Origin of the sequence: Pseudacidovorax sp. RU35E, from assembly GCF_900156165.1 — a bacterium.
GTDB lineage: Bacteria > Pseudomonadota > Gammaproteobacteria > Burkholderiales > Burkholderiaceae_C > Xenophilus.
Genome location: NZ_FTMY01000004.1, coordinates 350,616 through 371,387 on the forward strand (window position 1 = coordinate 350,616; position 20,772 = coordinate 371,387).

The 20,772-nt window shown below is 66.7% G+C and carries 17 protein-coding genes and 2 pseudogenes; 13 read left to right on the plus strand and 6 right to left on the minus strand.

Going from position 1 to position 20,772, the window contains the following annotated elements; all coding sequences use genetic code 11:
* Positions 1-2 precede the first annotated feature (2 nt).
* Both BXA03_RS09375 and BXA03_RS09380 read right to left on the minus strand, forming a co-directional pair.
* Positions 3-1,073, minus strand: coding sequence for a mandelate racemase/muconate lactonizing enzyme family protein (locus BXA03_RS09375; RefSeq protein ID WP_076506501.1), 1,071 nt, complete (start codon positions 1,071-1,073; stop codon positions 3-5).
* An 11-nt stretch (positions 1,074-1,084) separates the two neighbouring features.
* Positions 1,085-2,065 (minus strand): Bug family tripartite tricarboxylate transporter substrate binding protein, encoded by a 981-nt coding sequence (locus tag BXA03_RS09380; protein WP_076506504.1) that lies wholly within the window; start codon positions 2,063-2,065, stop codon positions 1,085-1,087.
* A 151-nt stretch (positions 2,066-2,216) separates the two neighbouring features.
* On the opposite strand from BXA03_RS09380, the gene BXA03_RS09385 reads away from it, so the two are divergent.
* Positions 2,217-3,173, plus strand: coding sequence for a LysR family transcriptional regulator (locus tag BXA03_RS09385; protein WP_076506507.1), 957 nt, complete (start codon positions 2,217-2,219; stop codon positions 3,171-3,173).
* 14 nt (positions 3,174-3,187) lie between these two features.
* Here BXA03_RS09385 and BXA03_RS09390 read toward each other — a convergent pair whose 3' ends face one another.
* Genes BXA03_RS09390 through BXA03_RS09400 form a run of 3 tightly spaced genes read right to left on the minus strand, consistent with a single transcriptional unit; the run spans position 3,188 to position 5,571 of the window.
* On the minus strand, positions 3,188-4,420 hold the full coding sequence (locus BXA03_RS09390) for a beta-ketoacyl-[acyl-carrier-protein] synthase family protein (protein ID WP_076506510.1): 1,233 nt from the start codon (positions 4,418-4,420) through the stop codon (positions 3,188-3,190).
* A gap of 23 nt (positions 4,421-4,443) precedes the next feature.
* Positions 4,444-4,725: an acyl carrier protein gene (locus BXA03_RS09395; protein ID WP_076506513.1), complete on the minus strand. Its 282-nt coding sequence runs from the start codon at positions 4,723-4,725 to the stop codon at positions 4,444-4,446.
* A 3-nt stretch (positions 4,726-4,728) separates the two neighbouring features.
* Positions 4,729-5,571 (minus strand): alpha/beta hydrolase, encoded by an 843-nt coding sequence (locus tag BXA03_RS09400; protein WP_076506516.1) that lies wholly within the window; start codon positions 5,569-5,571, stop codon positions 4,729-4,731.
* Positions 5,572-5,697: 126 nt separating this feature from the next.
* Here BXA03_RS09400 and BXA03_RS09405 point away from each other — a divergent pair, with 126 nt between their 5' ends.
* The 12 genes and pseudogenes from BXA03_RS09405 to BXA03_RS09450 all read left to right on the plus strand — a co-directional run bounded on the left by BXA03_RS09405 (position 5,698) and on the right by BXA03_RS09450 (position 19,090).
* Entirely contained in the window at positions 5,698-6,375 is a 678-nt protein-coding gene (locus BXA03_RS09405; RefSeq protein ID WP_076506519.1) for a response regulator transcription factor, read from the plus strand.
* Positions 6,372-7,784 (plus strand): ATP-binding protein, encoded by a 1,413-nt coding sequence (locus BXA03_RS09410; RefSeq protein WP_367270032.1) that lies wholly within the window; start codon positions 6,372-6,374, stop codon positions 7,782-7,784. Before BXA03_RS09405 ends, BXA03_RS09410 begins: the two co-directional genes overlap by 4 nt.
* Positions 7,785-7,790: 6 nt before the next feature.
* On the plus strand, positions 7,791-9,011 hold the full coding sequence (locus BXA03_RS09415; protein ID WP_076506525.1) for a LysR family transcriptional regulator: 1,221 nt from the start codon (positions 7,791-7,793) through the stop codon (positions 9,009-9,011).
* A gap of 101 nt (positions 9,012-9,112) precedes the next feature.
* Positions 9,113-10,129: a Bug family tripartite tricarboxylate transporter substrate binding protein gene (locus BXA03_RS09420; RefSeq protein WP_076506527.1), complete on the plus strand. Its 1,017-nt coding sequence runs from the start codon at positions 9,113-9,115 to the stop codon at positions 10,127-10,129.
* On the plus strand, positions 10,122-10,934 hold the full coding sequence (locus BXA03_RS09425) for an alpha/beta fold hydrolase (protein WP_076506530.1): 813 nt from the start codon (positions 10,122-10,124) through the stop codon (positions 10,932-10,934). The genes BXA03_RS09420 and BXA03_RS09425 overlap by 8 nt, the downstream gene beginning before the upstream one ends.
* Positions 10,935-11,100: 166 nt before the next feature.
* Positions 11,101-13,947: pseudogene (locus BXA03_RS09430) on the plus strand (filamentous hemagglutinin N-terminal domain-containing protein); the annotation flags it as partial.
* A gap of 94 nt (positions 13,948-14,041) precedes the next feature.
* Positions 14,042-14,125, plus strand: a pseudogene (locus BXA03_RS27535) (hypothetical protein); the annotation flags it as partial.
* A gap of 129 nt (positions 14,126-14,254) precedes the next feature.
* The gene (locus BXA03_RS27165) at positions 14,255-15,928 is read left to right on the plus strand and encodes a DUF637 domain-containing protein (protein ID WP_234983637.1); all 1,674 of its coding nucleotides are present in this window, start codon (positions 14,255-14,257) and stop codon (positions 15,926-15,928) included.
* Positions 15,925-16,263 carry a DUF2489 domain-containing protein gene (locus BXA03_RS26540; RefSeq protein WP_076506536.1) on the plus strand — a complete coding sequence of 113 codons (339 nt, stop codon included), beginning with the start codon at positions 15,925-15,927 and terminating at the stop codon, positions 16,261-16,263. Before BXA03_RS27165 ends, BXA03_RS26540 begins: the two co-directional genes overlap by 4 nt.
* 57 nt (positions 16,264-16,320) lie before the next feature.
* Complete coding sequence (locus tag BXA03_RS26545; protein WP_143476256.1) at positions 16,321-16,635, plus strand: hypothetical protein; 315 nt, start codon at positions 16,321-16,323, stop codon at positions 16,633-16,635.
* A gap of 82 nt (positions 16,636-16,717) precedes the next feature.
* Positions 16,718-17,197 (plus strand): hypothetical protein, encoded by a 480-nt coding sequence (locus BXA03_RS26550; protein ID WP_143476257.1) that lies wholly within the window; start codon positions 16,718-16,720, stop codon positions 17,195-17,197.
* Positions 17,198-17,347: 150 nt separating this feature from the next.
* Positions 17,348-19,090 (plus strand): ShlB/FhaC/HecB family hemolysin secretion/activation protein, encoded by a 1,743-nt coding sequence (locus tag BXA03_RS09450; protein WP_076506539.1) that lies wholly within the window; start codon positions 17,348-17,350, stop codon positions 19,088-19,090.
* Between the two features lie 28 nt (positions 19,091-19,118).
* Here the strand turns inward: BXA03_RS09450 and BXA03_RS09455 are convergent, their stop codons facing one another.
* On the minus strand, positions 19,119-20,729 hold the full coding sequence (locus BXA03_RS09455) for a glycosyltransferase family 39 protein (protein ID WP_083715985.1): 1,611 nt from the start codon (positions 20,727-20,729) through the stop codon (positions 19,119-19,121).
* Positions 20,730-20,772: the final 43 nt, after the last annotated feature.

A 20,772-nucleotide genomic window follows, 5' to 3' on the forward strand; every position in this document is an offset into this window, starting at 1 on the left:
GTTCAACGGGGCTTGTAGGTGACGCCGCAGCCTGGGCCGGCCGGCAATTGGAGGTGGCCGTGTTGCACCGGCAGCGGTGTGAAGGGATCGTCCTTGAGGTGCAGGTGTTCCGACAGCTCACAGGCATAGGGCAGGCGCCGCACGACGCTGGCGGCCTGCAGGGCCATGGCCTGGAGCAGCGACGGGCCGAAGGCGGCACCGACGCGGCAGCCCACCTCGCCGGCCTCGCACAGGCGCACAGCCTGCACAAAGCGCCGGATGCCGCCCAGGTTGGTGACCTTGAGGTTGATGACATCCACGGCGCGCTCGGCCACCAGCCTGAACACGTCGCGCACGCTCTGTGCGCTTTCGTCGGCCTCGATGGCCACCGGCAGCGTGCGCGTGAGCAGGGCAAGCCCCGCGAAGTCGGCGGCCGGCACCGGCTGCTCGATCAGGGCGATGTCGTAGCGCTCCATGCGCCGGAAGGCCGCGATCATCTGCTTGGCGTTGTACGACTGGTTGGGGTCCAGGGTCAGCGCGACCGCCTCGCCCACGGCGGCGCGCACGGCGGCGATCCGCTGCACGTCCAGGTCGGTGTCACCCGAGAGCTTGAGCTTGAGTTGCGCGTAGCCTTCGGCTGCCAGCCGACCGGCCAGCGCCGCCAATTCGTCCGGCGCCTTGATCGGCAGGATGCGCGACAGCGGCACCGCATCACGCAGCTTGCCGCCGAGCAGCACATGCACGGGCACGCCCAGGCGGCGCGCCAGCAGGTCGTGCAGCGCCATGTCGATGGCGGCCTTCACCGTGGGCTGGTAGGCGAGCAGCGCGTCGACCTCTTCCATGGTGCCGGCCAGGTCGTCCACGGCACGGCCCACTAGGCGCGGCGCCAGGAAGGCGAGCCCTGCCTGGGCACCCGCGCCGTGCGTGGAGATGGCCGGGATGGCGTGGCAATAGCCCAGGCCTTCGTGTCCGTCCTCGTCCTGCAGGCGCAACACCTGCCCTTCGAGGGCCGGCACCTGGGCGCGCGCGAACTTCCATTGCGGGTCGGCCAGCGCCTGGGTGCAGGGCTCGACCGTGGCGGCGACGATCTTCATCGGGCCGCTGCTCATTGAATAGTGATCTTGGCCTTGGCGATGATGTCCCGCCACTTTTCCGATTCGGCCTGCATCAGCTGCTGGTACTCGCTGCCGGTGGAGGTCATCGGCAATGCGCCCTGCAGCAGGTACTGCTGCCGGGTGTCGGGCGCATCGACGGCGGCGATGAAGGCGTCGCGCAGCTTCGCCGCGATGGGCGCGGGCACGCCCTTGGGCGCCACGATGCCGTAGGTGGTCTCCATCACCACGCCGGGCAGCCCCTTCTCGGCCGTGGTCGGCACGTTCGGCAGTTGCGGCGCGCGGCTCTTGGAGGCGACCGCCAGCGCCTTGAGCGAGCCGCTGTTGACGTGCGCGAGCACCGGCAGCAGGTCGACCATGGCCACGTCGACCTCGCCGCCCAGCAGGCCGGTGATGGCGGGTGCCGCGCCCTTGTAGGGCACATGCAGCAGGCTCACGCCCGCCTGGTCGTCGAAGATTTCCATGCCGATGTGCGGCGTGGTGCCGGGGCCGGCCGAGCTGTAGCTCAGCTTGCCGGGCGCCGCCTTCGCCTTCTTGACCAGGGCATCCACCGAGTCGATGCCCGACTTCGTGTTGACCACGATCACGCTGGGAATGCGGGCCACGAGGGTGAGGTACTGCAGGTCGCCGAGCGTGTACGGCGCCTTCATGAGGTTGGGCATGCCGACCAGCGGGCCCGGCGCGACCAGGGCGAAGGTGTAGCCGTCGGGCGTGGCCTTGGCCGTCGCGTCGACGCCGATGGTGCCGCCGGCACCCGCGCGGTTGTCCACCACCACGGGCTGGCCCAGGCGTGCGCCCACCTTGGTGGCGAGCAGGCGGGCGATGGCGTCGGTGGGCCCGCCCGCGGCATAGGGGACGATCAGCTTGATGGGCCGGGCCGGCCAGTCCTCGGCATGGACGGCAGGGCTGGCAGCGAGGCTGCAGGCGAGTGCCAGGGCGGCAGTCGCGCGGTACGAGGGACGGCCTTGGCCCATGATGTGTGTCTCCTTGGATTGGCTCTGCAGGCAGTCTAGGAGGCGCCCTCTTCGCGAGCTATGCATCGATCGTGCAAGGCTGTTATGCGGGCGCGAACAAGCGGGTCGATGCCCTGCTCAGGGCGCGAAGCCCGTCCCATAATCGCCGCCCATGCACAAGCCTAGAGCCACCGACTTCGCGCTGGACATCGCCGCCGACCTGCAGAAATGGCGCTCCTTCGTGGCCATCGGCGAGCTCGGCAGCCTCACGCGGGCCGCGCTCTTCCTGGACAGCAACCAGTCCTTCCTGAGCCGCCAGGTCAATGCGCTTGAGCGCGAATGCGGCACGCGGCTCTTCAACCGCACGGGCCGTGGCGTGGAGCTGTCGGAGGCGGGTCAGCGCCTGTTCCCCCAGGTCAAGGACCTGCTGGAGCGCGCCCAGGCGCTGGAGCACGACATCCGCGCCGATCTGCGCGAGCCCGTGGGCACGGTGACGCTGGGCAGCCTGCCGTCCATCGGCACCATCCTCACGGGCCGCCTCTTCGCGGCCGTGCGTGCGCGCCTGCCGGGCGTGAGTCTCAAGGTGCTGGAGGGCTCCAGCGGCCAGGTGGAGGAATGGCTCACCGACGCGCGCGTCGACATCGCCATCCTCTACCGCTATGCGCCCACGCTGCCCGAAGGCGAGGAAGCGCTCGCGACGGTGGACAGCTACCTGATCGGCCCGCGCGACGACCGGCTCACGGCGAATGGACAGGTTCCGTTCGCGAGCCTCGATGGGCTGCCCTTCATCCTGCCGAGCGCACCCAACGGGCTGCGCACGGCGCTCGACGCCGGCGCGCGGCATGCGCGCATCGCACTGGCGCCGGTGATCGAGGCGGATTCACTGCCGCTGCAGAAGCAGCTGACGGCCCAGGAAGGGCTCTACACGGTGCTGCCGCTGCATGCCGTATGGCAGGAGGTGCAGGAGGGTCGACTGCAGGCCGCGCGCATCGTCGAGCCGCCCTTCCAGCGCACCGTGGCCATGGCCTTCTCGCGGTCCAAGGGGCCGTCGAGCGCGGTCACGGCGGTGACGGGTCACATCGTGCGCATCGTCGGCGAGATGGCGGGCCAGGGCATGTGGCGCTCCTGAGGGCGTCACCGCCCTCAGCCCACCCGGCTCGCGATCAGCACCGCATTGGTCCCGCCGAAGGCAAAGGCGTTCGACATCACGTGCCGGATGCCGCTCGCCGCGCGCGGGGCCAGTCCGTGCACCAGGTCCACGCCGAAGGCCGCATCGGGCGCGGTGGCGCTGGCGGGCAACCGGCCCAGGTCCATGGCGCGCAAGGCGCACAGCAGTTCGATCGCGCCGCCGCCGCCCATGATGTGGCCGTGCAGCGTCTTGGTGGCGCTCACGGGCACGCCACGCTGGCCGAAGACCTCGGCCAGCGTGGCGGCCTCGGCCGCGTCGCCGGCCACCGTGCCGGTGCCGTGCGCGTTCACATGGCCGATGTCGCTGGCGGCCAGGCCGGCATCGGCCAGGGCGGCGCGCACGGCACGGATCTGTCCTTCGCTCTGCGGAGTGCTGATGTGAACCGCGTCGCAACTGCTGCCGTAGCCGGCCAGCAGTGCGCGTGCCGCCACGCCCCGGCGTTCCGCCGAGGCCAGGGATTCGATGACCACCGCCCCCGCGCCCTCGCCCATGGCGAAGCCCGCACGGTCGGCCGCGAAGGGGCGGCAGGTGTGGGCGGCGTCGGCGTCCAGCGGCGCCAGCACGCGCATGGCATTCCAGCTGGCGATGACCGCGGGCGTCAGCAGCGCTTCGTGGCCGCCGGCGACGGCCACGTCGACCCAGCCGCCGCGCACGGCACGCAGCGCTTCGCCGATGGCCACCGCCGACGAGGCGCAGGCGCAGGCATAGCCGATGGAGGTCGCGCGCGCGCCGAAGGCCAGCGCCAGTTCGGCCGGCGCGGCATTGGGCATGGTGGTCAGCACCGAGGTGGGCCGCAGGCGGCGCTTGCGCGCATAGAGCTGTTCGGTCGACTGGTCGAAGCTGCTGGCGCCGGCCATGCCGCTGCCCCAGAAGACGCCCAGGCGCTCGGGCGCAGGCTGCTGCGCGGCGCTGCTGCCCAGGCCGGCCTGCTCGGCGGCCTCGAAGGCGGCGGCCAGCGCCATGGCGGTGCCGCGGTCCAGCGTGACGCCCGAGGGCGCGCGCAGGCGCCGGTCGTCGAAGCCCTCGCAGGCGGCCATGCCCAGCGTGAAGCGCTCCACGCCGTCGATCACCACCTCGCGCGGTGCGATGGCGCAGCGGTTGGCGCGCAGCGCGTCGTCCAGCGCAGGCAGGCCGATGCCCAGGGGGCTGACGATGCCCAGCCCGGTGATGGCGACGGGAACGCTCATGGAATGTCCTCTCGGGCCCGTGTTCAGGCGTGCGCCGGCATGCCGGCGCTGCCGGCCAGCTGCGCCATGTGGGCGTCGATGGCGTCGCACAGGTCGCCCAGCGTGATGCCGGCTTCGCGGGGGTCCAGCCGGTCCTCGGGCAGCCGCAGCTTGAGCGCGTCCTCGACCGAGAAGATGAATTCCATCAGGGCCAGCGAGTCGAGGCCGAGATCGGCCAGGGCGACGTCCGGGCGCAGCAGGGCCGGGTCGCAGCGGTGCTCTTCCTCGGCGATGCGGGCGATGGTCTGGAAGGTGGTCGACGGCATGGTTCAGCTTTCGGTCGGGGTGGAGGGGGCGCGGCCCTGGGCCACGGTGCGGGCGAACTCGATCGTTTCTTCCGCCACCTGGCGGCGGTCGTTGTCGATCGAGATCATGTGGTAGCTGTTCTCGAGCACGACGGTGTGCAGGGGCGCATGCTTGATGCCGTTGGCCAGCAGGTCGATGTTCGAGAGGCTGGCCACCTCGTCCTCGCGGGCATGCAGCGCGAGGACGGGGCATTGCACGCGGTCGAGGCTGCGGCGCACGGCACGGCGCAGGCGGTCGTACTCGCGCAGGTGGCCCACGCCGATGGCGGCGCAGCCGGCGCGGGAGATGCGGCGGTCCTTGAGTTCCTGCTCGATCCATTCGCGCACGCGCTGGTTCTTCACGCCATAGGGCGCGCGCTCGCGGTAGCGCCACAGCAGGCCGATGGGCGTGTACAGGGCCAGGGGCAGCAGCCAGCGACTGCGCCGCACGCTCCAGCCATCCATGCGCAGCGTGGTGGACATCAGCACCACGCCGGCCACGGCCTTGCCCAGGCGGGCCACGGCGGCCAGCGCGAGTGCCGCGCCCGCCGAGATGCCCGCCAGCAGCACCGTGCCGTGCTGCGCCTTCAGCCGCTCGAATTCGGCGCAGACGCGGTCCACCCACTGCGCGAACCCGCTGGCGCGCTGGCTGTCGCGGTCGGCATCGAAGGAATAGCCGGCGATGTGCGGCGCGCTGACGTGCCAGCCGCTGCGGCGCAGGGCGGATTGCAGGTGCAGCAGTTCGTCCGGGGTGCTGCACAGCCCGGGCAGCAGCAGGACGGCGCCGGGCGATGCGGGGGCGGCGGCAGACAGGAGGGAGGCGGTCATCGGGGTCGCAGATTACGCAGCCGTGCCTGAAGAAAGTCCCAAGAAATCCTGAAGAGTTCTTCAGGCGTAAACCGGGCCTGCAAAGGCATACTGCCTGCCCCATGTGTCCACCCCTGCCCGCTCCCGATGCGCATCCTCCTGGTTGAAGACGACCGCAAGGCCGCCCGCGTCTTGGCACGCGGCCTCCAGGAAGAGGGCTTCGTGGTCGACGTGGTCCATTCGGCCGAAGAGGCGGACGAGGAAGCCTTCGTCACCGCCTACGGCCTGATCGTGCTCGACCGCATGCTGCCCGGCCAGGACGGCCTGAGCTGGTGCCGCGACCTGCGCGAGCGCGGCGTGGCCACGCCGGTGCTCATGCTCACGGCCCGCGATGCGCTGGTCGACCGCGTGGAGGGCCTCAACCTGGGCGCCGACGACTACCTCACCAAGCCTTTCGCCTTCGACGAGCTGCTGGCCCGCGCGCGGGCCCTGCTGCGACGCTCGGACCTGGCGCGGCCTTCGGTGCTGGTGGTCGGTGCGCTGCGGCTCGATCCGCTCAGCCACGCGCTCACCGGCCATGGGCAGCCCATCGACCTCACGCAGAAGGAATTCGCGCTGCTGCACATCCTGATGCGCCATCCGGGCGAGGTGGTCAGCCGCGCACGCATCGCCGAGCAGATCTGGAAGGACGACCTGCTCGCCATCGACAACCTCATCGACGTGCACATGGGCAACCTGCGACGCAAGCTGGAGGGCATTGCCGACCCCTCCATCGTCACCGTGCGCGGACGCGGCTTCCGGCTCGACGTGGGGGCCGCCGCATGAGCATGCTGAGCTTCCGTCGGCGCCTGGCCATGGTGCACTTCGCCGTCGTCTCGCTGGTGATGGCGGTGGTGGCGGCCGTGGGCATCTGGGCCTTCTCCACCGACCTGCGCGGTGACCTGGACGACGCCATCCTGGCCCTGGCCGAGCTCGAGTCCGGCATGCTGGCCGTGGCCGAGCCCGGCACGCCGGCCATCGTGCACGAGGCGGCCCGCAACCGGGGCCCTTCGTACGCGCGGGTGGACCGGCTGGTGCAGGTGGTCGACAAGGACGGCAACGTCGTGGCGCGCAGCGCCAACCTGGGGTCGGCCACGCTGCCCGTCCCCGCGGGGCTGCGCGCGCAACTGGCGGCGGATGGCCCGGTCTACGAAGAGCTGGATCGCTTCGCCGGCGAACCGACCCGCGTGGTGTCGGTGCCGGTGCCCAACCGGCCCGACCTGATGGCGGTGCAGGTGGCCGCGTCGCTGCAGGACCTGAACCATGCGGTGGCCAGCGCCGGCGTCATGATGCTGCTGCTGACCGTGGTGCTGATCCTGGCCCTGGGCATCGCGGGCGAACTGCTCACGCGCCGCGTCTTCAATGCCATCGACGACATCGTGGAGCAGGCCCGCCGCATCGGCCAGCGCAACCTGGCCAGCCGGCTGCCCCACCCGGGCGTGCCGGACGAGATCGGGCGGCTGGTGGACACCCTCAACGAGATGCTCGACCGCCTGGAACGCGGCATCGAGGCTCAGCGCAACTTCACCGCCGATGCCTCGCACGAGCTGCGCTCGCCGCTGTCGCGGCTGCGGGCCGAACTGGAGATCGCGCTGCGCCGTCCGCGCGACGCGGCCAGCTATGTGGAGACGCTGCATTCCGCGCTGGACGAGGTCGAGTCGCTCACCCTGCTGGTGGAAGAGCTGCTGGTGCTGGCCCGCCTGGACGCGGGCCAGGAGCGCGGCGAGATGGAGCCCCTGTCGCTGGCCGACCTGGTGCGCGAGACCATGCGGCGAATGGCCCCCGTCGCACGTCAACGCCAGGTGGCGCTGACGGTGAGCGAAGGTGCCGACGTGCAGGCCGTGTCGGCCCGCGTGCCGGTGCAACTGGCACTGACCAACCTGATCGACAACGCCATCAAGTATTCGCCGCAGGGCGGCGCCGTGAACGTGCGCCTGCTGGCCGATGCGGCGGCCCGCGAGGCCATCGTGCGGGTGACGGACGACGGCCCCGGCATCGAGCCCAGCGACCTGCCGCACCTGTTCGAACGCTTCTACCGCGGCGCCCGCGCCCGCGAGGCGGCGGCCGGCCTGGGCCTGGGCCTGTCGCTGGCGCAGGCCGTGATGCATGCGCACGGCGCGCGGCTGGAGGCGGGCAATTCGCCGGAGGGCGGGGCGCGCTTCGACCTGCGGCTGCCGATGGTGGCGGCCGGCTGAGACGGGGTGACCGACGCCGCCATGGCCCAGGCGGAGACGGCCCTGCCGACGCTGCGTTCCGTCCGCGCGGCCTTGGCGGTGACCACGCACGGCAGCACGACCGCGGCGGCCGGGGCGCTGCGGCTGTCGCAGCCCACCGTGGCGCGTGCCATCGCCCAGATGGAAGACAACCTGGGCGTGCAGCTCTTCGAGCGCAGCCGCCAGGGCATGCGGCCGACGGCGCAGGGCACGCCGTTCCTCGCCCGCGTGCGCGAGACCCTGGCCCACCTCGCCCGTGCGGATGCCGGGCCCTGGCGGACGCCCATCGGCGGCGGCCGCCTGGCGGCCCAGGTGGGCGAGCGCCAGCTGGATGTGGTGGTGATGCTGGCCACGGCTGGCAGCCAGCGGCGCGCGGCGGCGCGGCTGGGCATGACCCAGGCGTCGGTGCAGCAGGCGCTGGCGCAGGTGGAGCACCTGGCGGGCGAGCCGCTGTTCGACCGCCTGGCCGGTGGCCTTCGACCGACCAGCCGCGGCGCCTGGGTGGCCCACCATGCGGCCCTGGCGCTGCGCGAGATGCAGGCGCTGGCAGAAGACGCCGCCGCCGTCCGCGGACGGCTGCACGGTCGCCTGGCCATCGGCACCCTGCCCTACTCGACCGGCGCCGTGGTCTCGGCAGCGCTGCAGCATGTCAGTGCACGCTGGCCCGCGTTGCAGCTGTCGGTGGTGGACGGCACCTACGACATCCTGCGCGGCAGCCTCCAGCAGGCGCAGATCGACATCATGGTGGGTGCCCTGCGGCCCCAGGTGCCGGCCGATCTGCGGCAGGTGCACCTCTTCCACGACCCGCTGGCGTTCCTGGTTCGCGCCGGCCACCCGCTGCTGACGCGTCGCCGGTTGCGCCTGGCCGACCTGGGGCGTGCCCAATGGGTGCTGCCGATGGCGGGCTCGCCCGCCTGGGAGGCGCTGGCCCGCGCCTTCGATGCCCACGACCTGCCCGCCCCGGCCGGCGTGCACATCAACAGCCCGGCGCTGATCGCCACGCTGCTGCAGCAGAGCGACCGGCTGGCGGTCGCACCACCCAGCCAGTGGCATGGCGAGCTTCAGGCCGGGCTGCTCGCGACGCTCCGGGTCGCGCTGCCGCATCCGCCGCGGGCCATCGGCTTCACCGTGCGTAGCGGCTTCGCGCCCACGCCCGCCCTCGCGGCCTTCCAGGAAGCACTGGCCGCTGCGGCGGCTCCGCGGGGGTGACAGGCAGAACGCATGGAATGGGGCGCACGCGCATGGTTGGGCGCTGCGCTTGGCGGCATCCTGCGAGGCTCGGGCATCAGCCCGCATCGACAGGAGACGACATGATTTCAAGGAACACCGAGCGGGTACCACCGCTCGCCCGACCCGGCCGGCGGCGGGCCCTGGCTGCGGCGCTGGCCGCCGGCGCCCTGCCCTGGCTGCCGCGGGCCGCGCGGGCGCAGTCCGCATCGAAAGGGCCGGTGCGCGTCATCGTGCCGCATCCGCCCGGCGGGCCGGCCGACCAGATCGCGCGGATCACGGCGCCGGGGCTGCAGCAGGCGCTCGGCACGCCCTTCCTGGTCGACAACCGCCCGGGCGGCGGCGGCATGCTCGGTGCCCAGGCTGTGGCCCAGGCGCGGCCCGATGGCGAGACGCTGCTCGTCAACGCCTCGGTGCACGTCACGTACCCCGCGCTGTTCAAGCATGTCGGCTTCGACGTGATCGAGGACTTCGCGCCCATCACGCAGCTCACCCGCGTGCCGATGCTACTGCTGGTGAATCCGCAGCTGTCGGTGCGCGATGTGCGGGGCCTCATCGCCTATGCCAAGGCGCATCCGGCCGCGCTCTCCTTCGGCTCTTCGGGCAACGCGGGCGCCGCCCACCTGGCGGGCGAACTGCTCAAGCAGCTCGCGGGCGTGGACATGGTGCACGTGCCCTACCGGGGCGCCGCGCCCGCCCAGACCGACCTCATCGGCGGGCAGATCCAGGTGATGTTCGACTCGGCCTCCTCGTCGATGCAGCAGGTGCGCGCGGGCCGGCTGCGGGCGCTTGCCGTGACCTCGCAGGCGCGCATGGCGCTGCTGCCCGACCTGCCCACCATGGTCGAGTCCGGCCTGTCGGGCTATGTGCTGACCAACTGGTATGGGCTGTGGGCGCCGCGCGGCACGCCGGCCCCCATGGTTCAGCAGCTGCAGGCCGCCACGGCCCGGGCCCTGCACACGCCGGAGGTCGAGGCGCAGATCCGCTCGACCGGCGCCGAGGTGGTGGCCAGTGCGCCCGAGGACTTCGGCCGCTTCGTGGTGGCGGAGAAGGCGCTGTGGGCGGGCATCGTCCTCAAGTCCGGAGCCAAGCTTGACTGAGGCCGTCGACCCCGTGCAGCCATCGGCCCGGCCGGCGCTGCTGCTGATTCCCGGCCTGCTGTGCGACGAGGCCGTGTGGCAGGCTCAGGTGCAGGCCCTGGCACCGGTGGCCGACTGCATAGTGGCGCGGCATGGCATGGCCGACACCATCGAGGGCATGGCGCGGCAGGCGCTGGCGCTGCTGCCGCCCGGCGCCCCCTTGAGCGTGGCCGGCCACAGCATGGGCGGCCGCTGCGCGCTGGAAATCTGGCGCCAGGCGCCCGAGCGCGTCGAGCGTCTCGCACTGCTGGACACGGGCTACCAGGCCCGCCCGATCGGCGCGACCGGCGAGGCGGAGGCGGCCCAGCGCATGGCCCTGCTGACCCTGGCCCGCACGGAGGGCATGCGCGCCATGGGCCGCCAGTGGGCCCGCGGCATGGTTCATCCGGCGCGCTGGGAGTCGCCCGTCTTCGGGCAGATCCTGGACATGATCGAGCGCTTCACCCCCGCGCAGTTCGAGGCGCAGATCCAAGCCCTGCTCCACCGGCCCGAGGCCACCGACCTGCTGCCCGGCATCACGGTGCCGACCCTGCTGCTGTGCGGCCGCGAGGACGGCTGGAGCCCGCTGTCGCGGCATGAGGAGATGCGGCGGCACATCCCGTGGGCACGGCTGGTGGCCGTCGAGGACTGTGGTCACATGAGCACGATGGAGCAGCCGGAGGCGGTGAACTCTGCACTGGAGCGATGGCTTCACGAGCCGCCCCGGACACAGCTGCTGAATCGGATGGGCACAAGGTGCAGTTCTCGGAACGCTTCACGTTCTTAAAGAACTGATGCGCGCGCGCCGCACTCGGTGTCGGCCAATGGTGCTGGTTGCCATCTTCGTGAACTAAGGCCAAGGCGATCCGCCCCGCTCTCCACAGAATCGCGCGGTCGATTTTTCAGGGAGCCGTGCCGGCAGGATCTACTCCTGTTCCGGTGCGCGGACGCACATGAACAAGAATCTCCACCGCATCATCTTCAATGCCGTGCGCGGCCAGCGCATGGTTGTTCAGGAAACTGCTACCAGCGTTGGAAAGGGCCGCACAGGTGCGACGGTCGGAGGTGTTGCGCCGCACGGTCCCTGGGTGATCTCTGGTCTGGTCGCTGCGCTGGCCTTGATCGGCTGGACACCTTCAGCCCAAGCGCAGATCGTTGCGAACCCGCTGGCGCCTGCGACCCAGCGACCTCAGGTGCTGATGGCGCCCAATGGGGTGCCGCTGGTCAACATCACCACGCCGTCCGCCGGGGGCGTCAGCGTCAATGGCTACCGGCAGTTTGATGTCGGGTCGGCCGGTGCCATCCTCAACAACAGCAGGACGACGACACAGACGCAGCTCGGCGGCTATGTCCAAGGCAATGCCTGGCTTGCGACAGGACCGGCGCGCATCATCGTCAACCAGGTTGCCAGCAGCAATCCGAGCTACCTCAACGGCTATGTCGAAGTCGCGGGCCAGCGCGCCGAAGTCATCATTGCCAACCCCAGCGGCATCAGCGTCAATGGTGGCGGCTTCATCAATGCCTCGCGCGTCACGCTGACCACCGGTACCCCGCAGTACGGATTCAGCGGCTCGCTGGACGGCTATGTGGTCAATGGCGGCACCGTGACCGTGGACGGCAAGGGGCTGGACCTGAGCACCACGGACTACGCGGCCATCCTCAGCCGGGCTTTGCAGGTCAATGCGGCCATTTATGCCAACGATCTGAAGGTTGTCACTGGCACGAACCAGATCAGCGCCGACCATAGCCAGATCAGTGCCGCGGCTGCCAACGGCCCCGCCCCCGTGTATGCCTTGGATGTCTCCGCCTTGGGCGGCATGTACGCGGGACACATCGTCTTGGTGGGAACGGAGACAGGGCTGGGCGTGCGCAATGCCGGAAAGATCGGAGCGAGCGCCGGCAGCCTTGTGGTGACCTCGGCCGGCCGGCTGGAGAACACGGGCACCCTGGAAGGCCAGAGCGTCCAGCTCACGAGCGTGAGCGACATCGACAACCGGGGTGGCACGATCAGGCAGACCAGTTCGGCGTCGCTGGCTCTCGCGGCACCCACGGTGTCCAACACCAATGGCGGGCAGATCGGCATCGAGTCCGTGTCTGGCAACTCCGGCACCTCTGGCGGGACCACCTCAGGTGGGTCTTCAGGTGGTTCATCCGGTACGTCCTCGGGGAGTTCTTCCTCGGGCGGCTCGTCCAGCAGCGGGGGATCCACGAGCGCGAATGCTGCCCCCCCTGAACCCGGCACCATCACAGCCGGCGGGGCCATCCTGAACGATGGCGGCAAGATCTACGCGGGTGGCCCTCTCACGCTGCAAACCCAGAACCTGATCAATACCGGCGGCACGCTGAGCGTCGCTGAACTGAGCCTGAAGCAGCCCGGGTTCAGCAACCAGGGCGGCACGATCAATGTCTCAGGTACCTTCGCAGCAGACCTGGACACGCTGGACAACACGGGCGGCACTCTGCACGCCGGTCGTGTCAATGTCGCCACCTCTGGTGACCTCATCAACGTCGACGGCACCTTGACCAGCGACAGCGACGCAACCCTGCAAGTGGGCGGCAAGGTGGACAACACACGAGGCACCTTATCGGCCAGGGGCGCCATGACAGGGGCCGTCGCGGGTGCCACCGACAACACGAGCGGTACTCTGGCTGTCAACAACGGTTTGACATGGAGCACCGCCAGCCTGAGCAACGACAAGGGCAGCATTGGGTCGGCCAGTGGCACCGCCAGTTTGAAGGTCACTGGTGCCATCATCAACGGTCAGGGCAGCCTCGGCTCGGGCGCCGATCTGCAGATTCAGGCGGGCAGCCTGAGCAATGCCCAGGGCGGCAGCGTGCGGGCAGAAGGCAACCTGCAGCTAAATACCTCTGGTGTCTTGAGCAATGACGGCGTCATCACGGCCGCAGGCAACACGGCAATCACGGCAATCACGGCAGGCAGTGTGAGTGCCGGCACCAGCAGCGTCCTGGGCGCGGGCGTCAAGAAGGACGGCACGCTGGCCGCAAGTGGTGATCTGACGGTCGCTGCCTCCAATGCCTTGGTTGCCAATGGCACGATCCTGGCGGCTGGGAATCTGGCATTGCAGGGCAGCAGCGTCGATGTCTCACACAGCAGCACGGGCGCCAGCAACGTGAATCTGACGGCCACAAGCGGCAACGTGGATACGACCACAGCAAAGGTGGTCACGCCCGGCACCCTCACGATCACGGCCAATGCCAACGCGGCCCAGTCGCTGGTCAACACGGGCGGCACCCTCAATGCGGGCCAACTGCAGATCGCCGCTGCCAATATCAACAACACCGCAGGCGGCCAGATCGTGCAGACCGGCACGGCCGCCACAACGATTGCGGTGAGCGGCACCCTGGACAACAGCGGTGGTTTGATTGCCGCCAACAGCCAGGACTTGGAGTTGTCGGGCACAAGCCTGCTTAACGTGGGGGGCAAGATCGAGCACGCAGGCACGGGCACACTGACCTTGGGTGGTGGCAGCTTCAATGGTGCAGGAGGCGGGGTGGCCAGCAATGGCGCATTGGCCGTGAGCCTCACCGGCGCCTTCAATCAGCACGGTGGTACGGCCGGCGCCACGGCGATCAGCATCGACGCCGGTAGCCTGAGCAACAACGCTGGCAAGCTGACCACGCCGGGCGCTCTTGCGATTCGTGCATCAGGGCAAGTCGCCAACGGGAGCGCCGGCCAGATCCTCTCTTCGGGAGATCTCTCGCTGCAAGCGGGCGGCCTCTCCAACAGCGGCACCATGCGCTCCGAGCACGACATGCGGGTCGCCACGGCTGGCACGGCTGACAACAGCGGAGGCCTCAGCGCTGCGGGCAATGTCAGCATTCAAACCAGCAATCTTTCGTCAGCAGGCTTGATTGCCTCTGGCTTGTCGTCCGATGGCAAGTTGCTCGGCATCCACGTTGATCCAAGCCAGCGGAACGCTGGACAACAGCAGCGGCGTCATCGCTTCGAATGCACAGGATGTTGCGCTGACGGCTGGTGCCATTTCAAACGCAGCAGGGCAGATCGCGCACTCGGGCAACGGCACTCTGTCCATCAATGCTCAAAGCTTCTCAGGTGCGGGCGGCCAGGTTGGGAGCAACGGTGCCTTGATTGCCGACGTCGCTGGAAGCTTCGACCAGAGCGCGGGCACCACGACCGCGCAAACTATCGATATCGACGCGGGCAGCGTGATCAATCGGGCCGGCAAGCTGGTCGCTGCAGGTGATATCCATGCAAAGAGCACAGGTCTTTTGGACAACACCGTCATACAGGCGACTGGCACGCTGGACAACACCAGTGGTCTCATTTCGTCTCTGGGAACCGATGTCAAGGTCGCCGCGAACACGATCATCAATGCCGATGGTCAGATCCAGCACGCTGGCAACGGCGCGGTAAACAATTCCAGCACCACCGGACCGACCAGTTCAAAAACTTACGGGACGATGTATCCCTACACCGCTGGCACAATTTTCCCGGTTCCCATTCCTATGGGTATGGCAACGGGAGGCGCCTTACAGGGCTTGGACCTGATGCCACAGCCTCTGCCGACAGGAGCAGATTTGCAGGATGTAATGAACCTGCTTTCGACCAACCTTAAAGCGGCCGCGGTCAAGGCCGTGATCAACACTGCGGTGTACGGGGGGAGCTTCGAGGACCAGTTGAAGACAGGACTGCTGAATGCACTAATTGATACCGGTGCGGCTAAATCGGCCTCCCTGATTGGAGATGCGCAGCTAGACAGCTTTACGAACAAGGTGGCCCATGCGATAGCGGGCTGCATGGCGGGCGCCGCGAAAGCGGACAACACTGGCGGCTGTGGTGCGGGTGCACTGGGGGCTGCATTAGGAGAGATTGCGGCAGAGGCTTACGGCCGCCAGGAAGATACCATTCGATTCGCGTCCTTGATTAGTGCGCTGGGGATCGCTGTCGCAGGAGGAGACCCTGCTCAAATTGCTATCGCGCAGGATGCGGGTGCAAATGCAGCGGCTAACAATTATTTAAGCCATCAACAAATCGATTTACTGATGGCAGCGCTAAATAAATGTGCCGGCGACCGTGGTTGCATCGTTGGCACGGTAGCAAAATTTAAGCTGTTAGATGCTAGCCAAAGTGAAGGAACCGAGTCCTGCAGTACGAGTCGCGCTTGCACTGAGCTAGCTTTGGACGCACGCAGTGGGTTTGTATCGAGTCCCAGTCAGGCTCAGGCTCAGGCCGCTTGCGGAGGTGAGCCAATCTGCCTGGGCTATCTAACCACTCTTGATCGACAAAGTACTATTGACGAGATAGCAGCTAGGGATCGCGCCAACGCCTTACCCATCCTTCGAGCTCAACAACAACTCGAAGCTCAAGGTCTAAGTAAGGAAACGGCCGCTATTTTGGCGCAGATGAGTCCAGCAGATATGATGCATGTTGCCTCATCCATGGGCGGGGCAGTCCTAAGCGGCGTAAGAAGCTATCAGTCCGGAGAAGCAGCTAGTTCCGCCGTAAATGCATTAAATTTAAATAAATATTTAGCTAGCCAGCAGCAAATATCGGAACTGTCTAATGGCGGCGGCAGTGTAATGGCGGGCGCCGGATCAACAGTTCCGTTGCGAGATGCCTCGCGACTTGCGGCGGAATATGGTGGAAGCGCCTCTGATTGGTCTAAGGTCAGTAGCAGCAGTTACACTGGCGCCGATGGAGTAAAGTTTGAAATCCACGCATATCGTAACCCGGTAACAGGACAACTTGTCGAACCAAAAACAATTCAACCGTCAATAATGCCAGGAGCACAAAAATGAGTTCTCGTTCACCCCAAAAAACTGCAGTCTGCAAGGAAATTGTAGAAATAGCTCAGGCTATGCTCGATGGCAACGAAACATATTTCGAAGGCTCACGCGCGATATTAAATTTGAGCAATTCACATCCCAATCTGTCGATTTCAGACGAGGACATTAAAATATTTTATCTAATTTGTTCGGAAACAGACCATCTTCCGTCAAGAGACCAATTTCATCTTTGGAGTGAAGATGCCATCGCAAAACTTTCAGAAGACTATGCGCTCACCGAGAAATGGGCGTCTGAATTTGCACCGGCCGCGTGTAAAAGTTTGATTAAGCGGCTGAGTGCATCATAGCAGCCATTGCCACGTGAAATTGCTAATTAAAGCAATGTCTTCTTCGAGGGCCGGGAAATGGTCGAAAAAGATGGGTGCGAGTGTAACGCCAAAGAGCAATTTATTTGTGAGGCATGGCATGCCATGAAAATAATTGATTCTGACGAGGCGCGCAAGATCGCGGGAAAAGAAACTCATTGTTTGCTTGGCAACTATCTGACCAACCGCCGACAGAATAATTTCCTTATTCAAAACGAATTTGTTGAAATGCCGAATTGCTGTATTTTTTCAGAGATCAGAATCTACGTCTTCCTGAAAGTGCAGATCTGGCGGGCTCTGCCGCTTATGCTGCTTGAGGGAACGGAGACCTCCGGATCATTGCCTCTAGGATAGATTGCCCTGGCAGTTTTGAAGAATACGCAAGAAAAGTTTCCGAATTTTTTCTGTAAATGAGAGAATAAAAAAATCACGGAAAATGACCCATGATCTAGAGCAAAATTTTTGCGATTTGCCCTCTGCCTGTTTTATTAAAAGAATTTTTTCGATAAAGAAAAGTGGCGACATATTCTTGCAAGCTTATTGCAAGACGGTTGCGGGAGTATGGGTACTGTCCGGGCCGGTCTATAAATGTGAGGATAAAGAGGACGAACTTACCAATGCGATAAGGGGTGCGCAAAGGTATTCTGTGGCAGGTGTTCCCCACCCCGAGCAAGATGAATGGAAGCTGGTCCAGCGTCCTATTTTGCATTCAGTTCGTGCTAAGACTTGGAAAAGTTTAGCGAAAGACGCGAAGGTTGTGGGCATCAAAATTGACGGCGAGAAGGTCGAGTTCTCTCCTGTGTCAAATTATGAAAATAACGGGGGTACTTCAATTTCTGAAAAGATCATTGTCTGCAATTTAGAAGATGAAAATCTCGGCAAAAATTTAGCTGCTGCATTTGAATATTGCAGTTAATTGTGTTTCGGTTCATTTAGCCATATTTATTTTGAGGGATTATTATTTTTAATTCAAATTTTGCATAGTTGATGACTTGCTCCTATATGAAAGGTGGCCTATTTACTAATTTTATTAGTCGCGAGAAAAAGATAAATTTTCAGGGATAGGATGAATCATCTGTCACATTCAGTGGTGCTCATCTGCGCCGCCATCTCATCGCTTGCCTTCGCGCAGCAATCACCCACCAGTCCCCAATCGTTCAATGAGCAGCAGCGTCTGCAGGAGCGAGAACGGGCACTTCGTGAGGCCAACGAACGAGGTGTCGATGAACGGCTGAAGGCGCCCGCGTCTGCTGCTGTCACACGCATTCCAGAGTCCGAGTCCCCGTGCTTTCGCATTGATCGTGTGGTGCTCGCTGGTGACGAGGCCGACTCGTTCCAGTGGGCCGTTTCGCCCTCCGTGCTGTCGGGGGTCTCTGGGGACGATTCGCCCCTGGGGCGCTGCCTGGGCACTGGTGGTGTCAATGCAGTTCTGTCACGAGCGCAAGCAGAGGTCATTGCCCGCGGCTGGACCACAACCCGTGTGCTGGCTGGCCCGCAGGATCTCACCCATGGCGTGCTCACCGTGACCCTCGTGCCCGGGCGCATCGCCGCGATTCGCCTGTCTTCGGAATCCACTGCGCCATTGCTGGGCGCTGCTGCCTTTCTGGCGTCAGCAATCCCGGCGCGTTCGGGAGATCTGCTGAACCTGCGCGCCATCGAGCAGGGCCTGGAGAACCTTAAGCGCTCGCCCACGGCCGAAGCCGATATCCAGATCGAGCCTTCTTCTGCGCCGGGTGCCGGGCCGGGGCAGAGCGATCTGGTGGTGAAGTACATGCAGGCCAAGAAGTGGCGTGTGGGCCTGAGCCTGGACGACAGCGGCACCGAGGCCACAGGGCGCTACCAGGCTGGTGTGACGGCTTCCCTGGACAACCCGCTGGGCCTGAACGACCTCTTCTATGTGAACGCCAACCACAACATTGGCCGGCGCTTCCTGAGTGACGATGGCCAGGGCACCGAAGGCCAGACGGTTCATTACTCGCTGCCCTATGGCTGGTGGACGCTCGGCTTCACGGCGTCCAACAGCCAGTATTTCCAGACGGTGCAGGGCTACTCGCAGGATTACGTCTATGCGGGCAAGACCAACAACGCCGAGGTGAAGCTCTCGCGCATGGTCTGGCGCGACCAGCACCGAAAGACGCTGCTGAGCATTCGCGGTTGGCGCAAGGAGTCCCGCAATTTCGTGGACGACGCCGAAGTCGAAGTTCAGCACCGGGTGACGGGTGGCTGGGAACTGGCTGTCAACCACAAGGAGTTCATCGGCGAAGCCACGCTGGAAGGAACCTTGGCCTACCGGCGCGGCACGGGGGCCTTCGGCTCCAAGCCCGCCCCCGAAGAGGCCTTCGACGAAGGCACCTCGCGCATGCGGCTCTACACGGCCGAGATCAATGCCAACGTGCCCTTCAAGCTGGGCGATGAAAAGCTGCGCTACACGAGCCTGATTCGGGCGCAGTGGAACCGCACACTGCTTGTGCCGCAGGACCGCTTCTCCATCGGTGGGCGCTTCAGCGTGCGGGGCTTCGACGGCGAATCGAGCCTCATGGCCGAGCGCGGCTGGTTGGTGCGCAATGACCTGGGCTGGGCGCTGGGCCAAAGCGGGGCAGAGCTGTACCTGGGCGTGGACTACGGCCATGTGGGCGGTCCGAGCACGCAGTACCTATTGGGCAATCACCTGGCAGGCATGGCGGTGGGCGTGCGAGGCGCCTGGCAGAAGGTGAACTATGACCTTTTCATCGGGGCGCCGCTGTGGAAGCCCGAGGGCTTCAGGACGGGACGCTACACGGTGGGGTTCAGTACGAGCGTCAGCTTCTGACCTGTTGTCTGTTGGTCAAGCCAGATTCTCAAGAGGAAGGATCTGCGCACCGTTGTCCCGCCGCCGCGCGCTGGCGCGGCAGCACCAGGCCCCAGCGGACCGACGCCATGCGCGAGCTGCCTTCCACCCATGGCAGCTCGATGCGGCCCTGGCAGTCCGTCTGCGCGAGCCGGGTTTCCAGGGTGGGCCATTCGGACTGGAAGGGCTGCGTGTCCAGGATCACCACCATGCCCCCTTCGCGTTCCAGCGCACCGGGCGCGATCCAGGGCGAGGTGCGTTCCTCGCCGTCGATCCACAGCTGCACCTGCGGGCCCATCCGCAGCGCCACGGCGCCGGCGAACCAGGTGTCGCCCACCAGCATGGGCAGCGGCCGGTCGGGCACGCGGGCATGCCAGATCTGCTGCAGCCGATCGGCGATCTGCTGCGATGGCAGGCTGCCGCGCGTGATGTGTCCACGCCGCGCCGCGCCGCCGCCCTCGTCCCAGGCGCCCCCGACGGCCGCCACGGCATGGAACAGGCCCGCCGCGGCGAGCAGCACGGCCCAGCGGCGCGGGCGCCAGTGCTCGGCGTCGAGCCCCGGCACCCGCATCGCCAGCCACAGCGGCAGTGGCAGGAAGAAGGTGGTGAACCAGTGGCCATGGGCCTTGGTGCCCAGCAGGGTGATGGCCGCCAGCACCAGCACCACCGGCCCGAAGGCGGCCCAGGCCAGAAAGCGCGCGTCTTCCGCCCGCACCTCTGCGGCCCGGTGCGCAGGGGTCGCAGCCGGGCCGGCGTCGCCCCTTGCGCGCCACGCGAAGGCCACCGCCACCACCACCAGCATCGGCAGCAGCCGGCCGATCTGCATGCCCAGTTGCTGGCGCAACTGCAGGGTGCGGTGATGCCGATGGCCGTGGCCCTCGACCGATGCCGCGGCATAGCCCAGCGCCTGGTCGCTGTGGGTGAGCGCCCAGACCAGGTGCGGCAAGATCAGCAGCAGCGCCACCGCGCCTGCCACGGCGAGGCCGCGCCAGATGCGTGGCTCGCGCCAGCGCCCTGCCTGCATCAGCAGCAGGGCGCCCACCGCGAACTGCACCACCGCGCTGTATTTGGTCAGCAGCGACAGCGCCGCGAACACGCCCAGGGCAATCCAGTGGCGCGTGCGGGCGTCGCTGCGGCACAGCGTGCGCCAGAGCATCCACCAGTAGCCGGCCAGGGGCAGCAGCTGCACGGTGTTGTGGTTGAAGATGACCGTGCGCTGCAGGTGATAGGCCACCAGCGATGCCAGCACGACCGCCAGCAGCGCCCGCTGCGGCGGCATGCATTCGCGCGCCCAGCGCCACAGCAGGTACAGCGCGCCGGCCCCGCAGCCCACGCCCGCCGCATAGGTCGGCCACGGCTCGGGGCCGGCCAGGCGCACGAGCACCGCCATGATCCAGGTGGGCAGCGGCGGGTGCTTGTAGTAGCCCCACTGGAAGCGCTGGGCCCAGAAGAGCTCCTCGACGTTGTCCCACGGCGGCGACTGGTAGGCGAGCACCGGGGGCAGCGCCCACAGCAGCACCAGCGCGGCCAGCACCAGGGCGACGGCGCCGCGGGGTACGGCCTGGGGCGTGGTGTCGGCAGGCGCCGCCGCACGGGCGGCGAAAAGGGGGAAGGACAACATGGGCGGCGGTTTGTACGACGTCCCGGCTCACCTGCGTCTGACG